General features: G+C 41.0%; 7 protein-coding genes. 6 read left to right on the top strand and 1 reads right to left on the bottom strand.

The window, feature by feature from the left end; all coding sequences use genetic code 11:
• Positions 1–254: 254 nt before the first annotated feature.
• Together LSG31_RS01240 and LSG31_RS01235 are read left to right on the top strand one after the other, a co-directional pair.
• Complete coding sequence (locus LSG31_RS01240; protein WP_347437637.1) at positions 255–1,106, top strand: metallophosphoesterase; 852 nt, start codon at positions 255–257, stop codon at positions 1,104–1,106.
• 283 nt (positions 1,107–1,389) lie between these two features.
• The gene (locus LSG31_RS01235; protein ID WP_347437636.1) at positions 1,390–2,109 is read left to right on the top strand and encodes a glycerophosphodiester phosphodiesterase; all 720 of its coding nucleotides are present in this window, start codon (positions 1,390–1,392) and stop codon (positions 2,107–2,109) included.
• Between the two features lie 191 nt (positions 2,110–2,300).
• Here the strand turns inward: LSG31_RS01235 and LSG31_RS01230 are convergent, their stop codons facing one another.
• A complete protein-coding gene (locus LSG31_RS01230; protein ID WP_347437635.1) occupies positions 2,301–3,485 on the bottom strand; it encodes an MFS transporter in 1,185 nt (394 codons plus the stop codon).
• A gap of 383 nt (positions 3,486–3,868) precedes the next feature.
• Here LSG31_RS01230 and LSG31_RS01225 point away from each other — a divergent pair, with 383 nt between their 5' ends.
• The 4 genes from LSG31_RS01225 to LSG31_RS01210 all read left to right on the top strand — a co-directional run bounded on the left by LSG31_RS01225 (position 3,869) and on the right by LSG31_RS01210 (position 10,651).
• Positions 3,869–4,609, top strand: coding sequence for a MurR/RpiR family transcriptional regulator (locus LSG31_RS01225; RefSeq protein WP_347437634.1), 741 nt, complete (start codon positions 3,869–3,871; stop codon positions 4,607–4,609).
• Between the two features lie 252 nt (positions 4,610–4,861).
• Positions 4,862–6,808, top strand: coding sequence for a PTS 2-O-a-mannosyl-D-glycerate transporter subunit IIABC (gene mngA / locus LSG31_RS01220; protein WP_347437633.1), 1,947 nt, complete (start codon positions 4,862–4,864; stop codon positions 6,806–6,808).
• Positions 6,809–6,876: 68 nt separating this feature from the next.
• Complete coding sequence (gene mngB, locus LSG31_RS01215; RefSeq protein WP_347437632.1) at positions 6,877–9,489, top strand: mannosylglycerate hydrolase; 2,613 nt, start codon at positions 6,877–6,879, stop codon at positions 9,487–9,489.
• Positions 9,490–9,736: 247 nt separating this feature from the next.
• The gene (locus LSG31_RS01210) at positions 9,737–10,651 is read left to right on the top strand and encodes an ROK family protein (RefSeq protein WP_347437631.1); all 915 of its coding nucleotides are present in this window, start codon (positions 9,737–9,739) and stop codon (positions 10,649–10,651) included.
• Positions 10,652–10,690: the final 39 nt, after the last annotated feature.

Genomic DNA, 10,690 nt, shown 5'->3' with positions numbered 1-10,690 from the left:
CCAGAATTTTTTGTTTTCTGCGCAAAACTAAAAAATGAATCAATTTAGAGAAAACCCGTGTGATGCAGAAGTGGATTACACGGGTTTCCTTATGGATTGATGTATCATTTTTAAAATGCAAAAATTCCAACGGAATACTCTCGCAACTTGAGTCACCACCAATTGTCCTGGTGTATGATATATAGGATGTGCAATTGTTTTGTAAGGTGTGATCCGATTTTCGCGTTAACGACAACTTGTTCAGGAGAAGACGTATGGACACAATGTTTGGGCTCTTAATTTCAGGTATTCTGGCTTGTGTTGTATGTTTTGGAATATACTCGTCCATCATTGAACGGTTTTGGTTTCGTATCCAACATGTGCGGATTCCTATCGTTCGATTGCCTAAGCCATTTTCCCAGTTTCGTATTGTGCTGATCAGTGATATTCATATGGGATTCTTTTTTTCCCAAAAACATTTCAGATCTGTCGTGGAGGAAATAAACAAACTCCATCCGGACATGATTTGCTTTGCCGGAGATCTTCTTGATTCTGATTCTTGTGTTGCATCGATGGGATCGACGATTCCATTATTAAGAAAACTCGCGGCTCCATATGGAAAGTTTGCAATTTTAGGAAATCATGATTATCGGGCCGGTATCCAACATGTTGTCAGCGGTTTGGAAAAAGGCGGTTTTCGTGTCCTGATCAATGAACATACAGTTATACAGAAAGATGCGGAGGTTATGTTTATAGTAGGTCTCGACGACATTTTGAAAGGAAAGCCGAATCCGGAACAGGCGTTTGAGGGGATACCGGAAGATGCATGCACGTTGTTGCTTGTTCATGAACCGGATTTCGCGGATGTATCGAAAAAACTTCCAATCCAACTGCAGCTTTCGGGTCACAGTCATGGCGGGCAAGTACGTATCCCATTCATTGGACCAATTGTTACAACTAAGTTTGGAAGAAAGTACGTATCGAATTTATATCATTTCGATTCATTCAAACTTTATACCAGCAGAGGGATAGGGACAACCGGGTTACCCGTAAGATTTTGCTGCAGACCCGAAATTACAGTCATTACACTTGAACAAAATTCTGAGATCGTCACATATATAAAATAGCGATCCAAGAAGGAAAAATTTGAGATGCTGAGTGGTTATTCAAAAAATATTGAATAAAATGGATGGATCTTATTTTTGAAATTTTTATTATATCGCATGAAACGAAAACGCTCATGTAAAGCTATATTTAAAAATTTTTAAGAGAAAAATTCTTAAGTTTTTAATGTTTTTGAAACGGAAAATTAATAGGCTCTTAACATTTCGATTGCATTCCTGTCGTACAATTTAAATTGAACAAAAGCGAACGACACATTGTTCACAGAACAGTTGGGAGGTGCTTCTGATGAAGAATTCTTGTATTGCACATCGTGGTTGGTCCGGGCTGGCACCGGAAAATACATTGGCAGCTTTTAAAAAGACAATGGATACTCCGAAAATTGATATGATCGAGCTGGATGTACAGCTGTCACGTGATGGGATTCCTGTTGTTATTCACGATTATACATTGGAACGCACCACGAATGGCTCGGGAGATGTAAGCTCATTTACGTTGCAAGAACTAAAGCGGCTTGATGCGGGTTCCTGGTTTTCGGAATCATTTGCCGATGAACGAATTCCAACTTTGGAGGAAGTTTTTCAACTGGTAAAAGGGAATAAACGGTTAAATATCGAGATAAAACGTGCGGGAGATCGCTCGTCTGGAATCGAGCAAACGATTGCGGATTTGGTTCGGGCCTACAATATGGAATCTTCGGTGATTGTGACATCGTTTAACCATGAAAGCATTAGGAATTTATTAACGATCGCTCCAGAAATAAAACGGGGACTAATCATTTATGGTATGCCAATTTTACTCCAAGAACTGCTTAAAGATACCGGTGCTGCCGTTTTATCGATGTGTTATCCGTATTTGACTGAATCCTTTGTCCGTCCTTTGCTTGATCAAGATCTCGACATTATAGCTTGGACAATTGATCAACCGGAACATATGCAGCAAATTGCAAAACTTGATGAAAGGATCGGCATTTGCACGAACCATCCGGAACGGTGGCTTTCTCTTTAGGCATTACGGCTGATCACTGCAAAATATTTGCAACAATACCGTTGCTATATATACCAACTGGTGCCAACTGGAACAACCGGCCCTGCAAGCATGATGAAAGGGCCGGTTGCAACCATATCGCCCTTTCGAGGGCGGGGGTATGGCGATCGCTATGATCATTAAACGTAAAAAATGAAAGGATTGTTCAGAGTTTAATGATGCAGGCCCTCCGCGTTACCGTTCATTTCAAGTGCAGTTTCCAAGACCCGCCGTGTGGAAAGCATCGCAAGAAAGCCAATAAATAGGATAATGGCGCCAATCCAAAAGGGTACCTGTGCACCGAATGTCTGACCAATCCAGCCGCATATAATTGGTGCAAGTGCGGCACCGGACCAACGCACAAAATTATATGTTCCGGATGAAATCGATCGTGTGAACGGCGAAACCTCCATCGCCAGCGTTGTGAACAGTGCGTTCGCAATCCCGCAGAAAAATCCTGAGATGATCACAAGAGTTATCAATTCGACACTTCCCGCACGTGCAGCGAGAATCATGATGATTGCCAAGCAAAGCAGATTCATGGTAAGGAGTTTGACGGGTCCCATCAGCGGCCGCAGCCAGTTCACCACAAATACTGACGAAATACCAACCAGAACGCCCCAACCGAAAAATGTGAAGCCGGTACCCATAGCGCCTAATTGTTCCAATTGAGGCGTTACCGGAGAATAGGCCAGAATCGTGAAGAATGCAAAGCTGTAAAGAAGGCCGATTAATGAATTGGCTAACACTGCTGGGTGCCGCAATGCACGAAACAAGTCAATAGCTTTCCGCGGCTGCTCTTTGTTGCCGGTTTCTTTCACTTGTGTGAAAGTAAATATCAAGGCGATCAGCATTAACATAGCTGTACCAAAGAACGGCAAACGCCAGTAGATATTGCCGAGAAAACCGCCCAAGAGCGGCCCGCTTGCCAACCCCAGACCCAATGCCGCTTCGTATAGAGTGATAGCGGCAGCCATTCCTCGCGTTGATGCACCGACAATAATTGACAATGCGGTTGAAGTGAAAAATGCGTTGCCAAGCCCCCAACCGCCCCGTACTACCGCCAAGATTCCGATTGTCGGAGCAAGTCCGCTCAAACTGGCAAAAATGACGACCAGCGTCAAACCGATCAGCATCACACGACGTGCGCCAAAGCGGGTAGCCAATACGCCTGAGAGCAACATGGCCAACGCCATGACGGCAATGTAACTGGTGAATAACCATTCCACTTCAAACGGCGTTCCTCCCATTGCTTTAAGGATTGAGCCGAGGATCGGGTCTACCACACCAATTCCCATAAAAGCAATTAATGCCGCAAATGCAGTCGCCCATACTGCAGCAGGAAATAATTTGCTCATAATACTATCTATCTCCTTAAAATTATTTCGATTACTAAAATAAAATTATAGCATAAAGCATTTGCACGAACCACCCGGAACGGTGGCTTTCTCTTTAGGTAATTACAATTGATCAAGACGCTGGATCATTCGTTTTGGCCTGCGTTTTATGGACAGACAAAGCGGAGTCGAAATTTTCTCGACAATTGGGATATACTGATGAAAAAAGCCCTAATTCATATTGTAGTTTTTAGGTATGATTCAGTTCTATGCCGCTATTGATGTAAAGATGTAAATAAGAAGTTGCCTGTATTAGTTTTAAATGTAAATCGTTCGCTGATAAAATATAGTTTGTAAATGCACTTGAAAACATTTGGAGAGGCTAAGCGAGGGGATATTCGGCAATGCTATTTGAAGAACGGGTCCAAAAATATGAATATAAGCTCAATGATACAGATGATCAAATTATTGAATATATCGTAAAAAATAAAAAAGAAGTAGTCAGCCTATCGATCCAGAGTTTAGCCGCAAATTTGTTTACAGTGCCGAATACGATTACCAGACTTTCCAAAAAATTAGGGTATGAAGGCTTTTCTCAATTAAAGAACAGCCTGAAAGAGGAAATCCATACAGAATCCAATGAACAAGAAGATAGTTTGTACTTTTATATAAATAAAACCTTTAGGCTCGTTGATATGAATAGGATTGCGATAGCAGCGAAAATGATCAGGGAAGCCCCGCATGTTCTTTTTTTCGGCGTGGGGGATTCCGCTCCATTCTGTGAGATGATCGTAAAGGATCTGAAAGTTGTAGGAAAACATTCCGAATTTCATATTCATAGGCACGAAATGTTGTATGAGTTAAACCAGCTGGGGAATCATGATGTTCTTTTTCTCATAAGCTTATCCGGAGAGACTCGACAAATTTTGGAAATTGCCGAAATCGGAAAGGAGAAAGGTATTACAATCATTTCGCTTACACATTTCGGAAAGAATTCTTTACAAAAATTAGCCGATATCAATTTATATTGTTTTTCCCCAAAAAAAATATTGAATCAATATAATGTTACGGATCGGACACCGATTATGATTGTGTTGCGAATATTGTCAGAATTTTATTGGAAATCCACAGGGTGTTGTGTATAAATACACATGAAAACGCTTTTAATAGGTTGAAACCGTGTAAAAATAAGAAGAAAACCACTTCTTATTTTTTTTGTGCTACGATGGATTCACGAATTGCAGTTCGCGAAAAATGTTTAAAAATACATGGCAAATCTACTATATATAGTGTTGTTTGCTGCTTTTAATCGCTGTATATTGAGTGCTTGCATGTAAAGAAATACGGCTTGCATCTAATCAAGTCAACCGACAGAGAAAGAAAAAGGAGGCATGAAAATGTTATTAAAAGATCTAACTTCGCCCAACTTGATTGTTACAAAGCAATCCTTTTACTCAAAAGAAGATGCTATAAAATATCTCGTTAAAAAATTACATGAAGCAGGCAAATTATATTCTGAGGAAGATTTTTATCAAGCTGTGATGGAGAGGGAAAAGCTCTCTGCTACCGGAATTGAAGGTGGGATTGCAATTCCGCATGGCAAGTCGGTTGCAGTAAAAGAAGCTGCTTTTGCAATCGCAACACTTCAAAAACCTTTGGATACTTGGGAAAGTATCGATCCAAACAACCGGGTGGAATTGGTCATTTTACTTGCCATTCCGGAAAATGAGGCAGGTACTACACATCTTGCCCTATTAGGAGAGTTCATGACAAGATTGACGGATGTAACGTATAAAAATCGCTTGCTTCATTCCAAGACGAGCCGGGAGCTATTCGATTATCTGGACTGTATAAGCGAAGAAAAAACAGTGGCGACTGTTCAGAAACAAGGCAAAACGGTTTTGGCAATTACTGCATGTCCAGCCGGTATTGCACATACTTACATGGCAGCAGAAGCGTTGGTAAAGGCAGGCAGAGAAATAGGCGTCGATGTATTTGTGGAAAAACAAGGGGCCAATGGGATAGAAGACCGGCACACGAAAGAATTGTTGAATCGAGCGGATGTTGTTATTTTTGCGACGGACGTAGCCGTAAAAAACGAAGAAAGATATGATCATCTTCCAAAAGTAAAAACTTCAGTGGCAGCTCCACTTAAAAATGCAAAAGGGATTCTGACCGAAGCGTTGGAGAAATCGAAAAGCGCAACAAAACGAGAGCATGCGGGAAAAGAAAGCGATTCCGGAAAAGTACATGAAATTGGACAAAAATCCTTCAAAACAGAAATGAAAGATTCAATCTTAACCGGTATATCTTACATCATTCCAGTCATTGTAGCTGGCGGCATGACTTTATCGTTTGCCGTTTTAGTAGCACAAGCGTTTCATCTGCAAGGACTGTACAATGCAACCGGGTCATGGCTTTGGCTGTTAAGACAGCTAGGCGGAACGTTATTAGGAACGTTAATGGTGCCGATTCTTTCCGCGTATATGGCATACGCCATTGCCGATAAGCCGGCGTTAGGTCCCGGTTTGGCGGCAGGGATATCTGCAAACTTGATTGGCAGCGGCTTCTTGGGTGGCATGCTTGGCGGATTTTTGGCAGGTTATGTTCTAAAGCTCTTAAAGAAATATGCAAAACCAAAAGGTACGTTTGCCGGTTTTATTAGTTTCTGGTTGTATCCTGTGGCGGGGACGCTCATTGTCGGCTGTATCATGCTGTTAGTTGTCGGAAAACCGCTGGCGCTGATAAACAGTGGATTGGTTGACTGGTTAAAAGGGATGTCTGGTATAAATGCAATGATATTAGGGGCAATTATTGGAGCAATGGTATCCTTTGACTTAGGCGGCCCTGTCAATAAAGCAGCGTATACATTCTGTTTAGGTGCGATGGCAAGCGGCAACTTTATTCCTTATGCTACATTTGCTTCTGTAAAAATGGTATCCGCTTTCGGTGTGACAGGCGCAACGATCGCAGGAAAAAAATACTATGACGAAGCGGAAAGAGAAGTCGGAAAACAAACCTGGTTATTAGGGTTGGCCGGTATTACAGAAGGAGCTATACCTTTTATGATTCGAGATCCATTTCGTGTCATACCATCCCTTATTGCAGGTTCGATTATTACAGGGGCTATAGTCTCCTATTTTAGAATAGGCTTGAATGTACCTGGCGCCGGAATTTTCTCTCTGGCTCTATTACAAGGGCAGCAAGCGCTGGTGGCAGCAATCATTTGGCTGGGAGCGGCTATTTTAGGCGCCTTTATATCCATGATTTTGTTAATTGCAACGAGAAAAAACAAATTGCGTAAAGATCAAGAAAATAAAAAACTCACACAAGCTGCTGCATAAGCAGCTTGTGATTTTAAAAACAGCGTTCCATTCTTACATTTAGAAAAACAAAGGAACTGGAGGACATCATGAAAAAAGTTCATATCGTTCCACATATGCATTGGGACAGAGAATGGTACTTTACAACAGAAGAGTCAAGAATCCTTTTGGTTAACAATATGGAAGAAATCATGGAGATGCTGGAAACCGATCCAGACTATCCTTATTATGTTTTAGATGGGCAAACAGCAGTTCTGGAAGACTACTTTGCCGTTAAACCTGAAAATAAAGAGAGAGTAAAAAAGCTTGTGCAAGAAGGAAAACTTATCATAGGACCGTGGTATACACAAACTGACGAAATGATCGTTGGCGGAGAATCGATTGTGCGTAATTTATTATACGGAATCAAGGATTGTGAAGAATTCGGGAATCATATGCCAATTGGGTATCTTCCGGACTCATTTGGGCAATCTTCTCAAATGCCGCAAATCTTGAATGGTTTTGACATTTCATATTCGATTTTTTGGCGGGGAACTTCTGAGCGCCATGGTACGGACAAAACAGAATTTTATTGGGAGTCTGAGGAAGGATCTAAAGTACTTGTTCAATTGTTTCCTTTAGGGTATGCGATCGGAAAATATTTGCCGGAAGATGAAGAACAGCTTAAAAACCGTATGGATAAATATTTTGCCGTATTAGATCGCGGTGCTACGACAGAAAACATCATTCTGCCGAACGGCCACGATCAAATGCCAATTCAAAAAAATATCTTTACGATTATTGAAAAGCTGAAAAAATTATATCCGGATCGTGAATTCTTTTTAAGCAAATACGAAAACATCTTTCATGAGTTAGAAAAAAACAAAGATCTGCCAACGTTGCATGGTGAATTCTTAGATGGCAAGTACATGCGTGTTCATCGCAGCATTTATTCCACACGTATGGATATTAAAGCGGCGAATGCAAGAATTGAAAATAAAATTACGAATATTTTAGAGCCTCTTGCATCACTGGCTTACCGCTTGGGATTTGAGTATCATCATGGTTTAATTGAACTCATTTGGAAAGAAATTTTGAAAAACCATGCACATGACAGTATCGGTTGCTGTTGTTCAGACAAAGTGCATCAAGAAATATGCAACCGTTTCTTCATTGCGGAAGAAAGAGTGGATCAGCTCATCAATTTCTATAAGAGAAAAATAGTCGACTCCATGGATACGGAATGGAATCAGGATCGTTTAACCGCATTTAACTTGCTTCCTTATGATCGCAAGGAATTGATGACAACTACTGTCATTACCAAATTTAAGTCCTTTAAGCTACTTGACGAAACTTCCAAGGAAATGGAATTTGAAGTGATTAACAGGGAGATTGTAGACCCAGGCTTGATTGACCGTCAAATTGTTCATTACGGAAATTATGATTCGTTTATCAAGTATACGATTCAATTCATTGACTGCATTCCTGCGTTCGGTTACAAAACGTATTTCGTCGCAGAGGGAGATCATGAGAAGGAAACCAATGTCGTCTATCAAGATCAAGTGGAAACAGATTTTTATAAAATTATGGTCAATCCAAATGGTACACTCAATATTTTTGATAAAAAACTAAACAAAACATTTCACAATGTTCTTCTGCTTGAAAATGGCGGGGATGATGGCGATGAGTATGATTTTTCGCCATTAGCAAACGAAACGTTGCTATATAGCGATGAAGTACATGCAAATGTAACAATTAAACAAAGCCAATATGCGGCTGCGGTTGACATTCAATATACTTTGGAAATTCCCAAAGATTTAAATGCAAGGAAAGAAAAAGTAATCGATTCCGCTGTCGATGTTCATATTGTAGTAACGATTCCGAATCATAAGCCGATCATAGAAGTGAAATTTGCAATTGATAATCATGCAAAAGACCATCGGTTGAGAGCACTTATCCCAACAGGCATTGGATCTGCGTTTTCCGTGTCCGACAATCAATTCGGATTCGTGAAACGCAATGTGTATGATAGTGCAATGGATATTTGGAAACAGGAAAACTGGGATGAGCGTCCGGATCCGATTTACCCGATGTTAAGTTTTGCAGGCTTGTCAAACGAAGAGTACGGTTTGAGCGTATTGACAAACAGTACAAGAGAATATGAAATTGTAGGCAATGAATATGATACGATTGCAATTACATTATTTAGAAGTATAGGAGTTCTTGGTAAAGAAGAATTGCTAAGAAGACCGGGTCGTCCTTCCGGTATAAAATTGCCGACTCCAGATTCGCAAATGCCTGGAACGATTCTTTTAGAATTTGCTGTTGCAACACATCAAAAATCTGCGTTAAAAGCAAATGTTGCACGTATGGCAAAAGAGTATCTGACACCGATCCATTTTTATAACAAAATTCCTCATGATGCAATGAAGCTAAACAAAGCAGATGTTAAGACGCCTGTTCGCTTTAGCTTCCTAAAAGAAGTGCAAACCGAAGCAGTGCTAAGTACTTTGAAAAAAGCTGAAAAGGATGACAACTTTATATTGCGGTTCTACAATCCTACAGCAGAAGAAAAAACTGCTGCATTTGCATTCACTCAGCCGATTCAACAAGCTTATACGGCAAATCTCAATGAGAATCCTTTAGAAGTTTTGGAAGTCAAAGATTCTAAAATTCAATTAAACGTAAAATCGAACCAAGTAAAATCAATTCTTTTTCGCTAAGATCAGTTTTTCTGACGTATGGCTTTAGAAACATATGCAAACAGACACTACTTCTCTCTCACATAATGATTCTATTTGATAATCTGGTATTCACAAGGGTTTTGCAATTCAATCTCGAAATCTTATGCATCACGCATTCCTTAAAGTGCGTGTTCAAAAAGTGGTTACGCAATCCGCCGTGGAGTTTTGACTACTTTTTGAACATCCTCTTCAATAAGAATTACTGTGAGAAAAGGAGAATGTCTACATGGCATCCTATACAATTGGCGTGGATATTGGCGGGACAAAAATCGCAATCGGAGTTGTTGATGAAAAAGGCGCCATCCACGCAAAAACGATTCTTCCAACCGATCACACCGCAACTCCAACACAAATGGTAGATCGCATACAACAAGCAATCCATGGCATGTTAATGGATCTCGGTCCAGGAAAGGAGCATGTATTAGGTATAGGGATTGGCGTCCCCGGTCCGATCGATAAAACAAAAGGCAAATTTCTGTGTCCGCCGAATCTCCCCAAATGGGCGAATTTTGCGGTTGTCGACGAGTTTCAAAAATATTTTTCATTGCCGATCCAATTTGAGAATGACGCAAATGCTGCAACATTAGGGGAAAAATGGATCGGTGCGGCAAAAGACAATCGCAATTTTGTGTATATCACCATTAGTACCGGAATTGGCGCCGGACTTTATATAAATGGCGGACTTGTTTCCGGAGCGAGTGGAAATGCGGGGGAAGCCGGGCATATTGTCATTGATCCGGGAAAAGGCACATGCAGATGCGGACAAAAAGGATGTTTTGAGTGGGTCGCATCCGGAACGGCAATTGCCAGACAAGGTTCTGAGTTGCTTGGGAAGCATGTTACGGCAAAAGAGGTTTTTCAGCTGTATCAGGAAGGACATCCTGCTATTTCTTCACTGATTTCAGAAATTGTCACATATATTGGAATGGGCTGTGTCACGTTGATCAACCTGTTCGATCCGGAAAAAATCGTCATTGGCGGTGGGGTTTCTGAAGTTGGCGAAGTTTTGTTCGCCGGTATACAAAACTATGTCAGGCAATATGCGTTAAGCCCAAAAGGCCGGGAAACAGCGATTGTTCCGGCAGCGCTGCGGCAAGATACAGGGATCATTGGTGCGGCGGCACTGATATTTCTAAGGTGAGGAATTGTATGAATGAAAAGCAGCAAAACGGTTACGTTT

The organism is Fodinisporobacter ferrooxydans (genome assembly GCF_022818495.1).
GTDB classification, from domain to species: Bacteria; Bacillota; Bacilli; order Tumebacillales; family MYW30-H2; genus Fodinisporobacter; species Fodinisporobacter ferrooxydans.
Note: the sequence above shows the minus strand (reverse complement) of the source record. Positions and strands in the feature narration are given on the sequence as shown.

Bases quoted from the DNA above. Each gene is read 5' to 3' on its own strand.
- LSG31_RS01240 (WP_347437637.1), top strand. From the start codon at position 255: ATGGACACAATGTTTGGGCTCTTAATTTCAGGTATTCTGGCTTGTGTT.
- LSG31_RS01235 (WP_347437636.1), top strand. From the start codon at position 1,390: ATGAAGAATTCTTGTATTGCACATCGTGGTTGGTCCGGGCTGGCACCG.
- LSG31_RS01230 (WP_347437635.1), bottom strand. From the start codon at position 3,485: ATGAGCAAATTATTTCCTGCTGCAGTATGGGCGACTGCATTTGCGGCA.
- LSG31_RS01225 (WP_347437634.1), top strand. From the start codon at position 3,869: ATGCTATTTGAAGAACGGGTCCAAAAATATGAATATAAGCTCAATGAT.
- mngA (WP_347437633.1), top strand. From the start codon at position 4,862: ATGTTATTAAAAGATCTAACTTCGCCCAACTTGATTGTTACAAAGCAA.
- mngB (WP_347437632.1), top strand. From the start codon at position 6,877: ATGAAAAAAGTTCATATCGTTCCACATATGCATTGGGACAGAGAATGG.
- LSG31_RS01210 (WP_347437631.1), top strand. From the start codon at position 9,737: ATGGCATCCTATACAATTGGCGTGGATATTGGCGGGACAAAAATCGCA.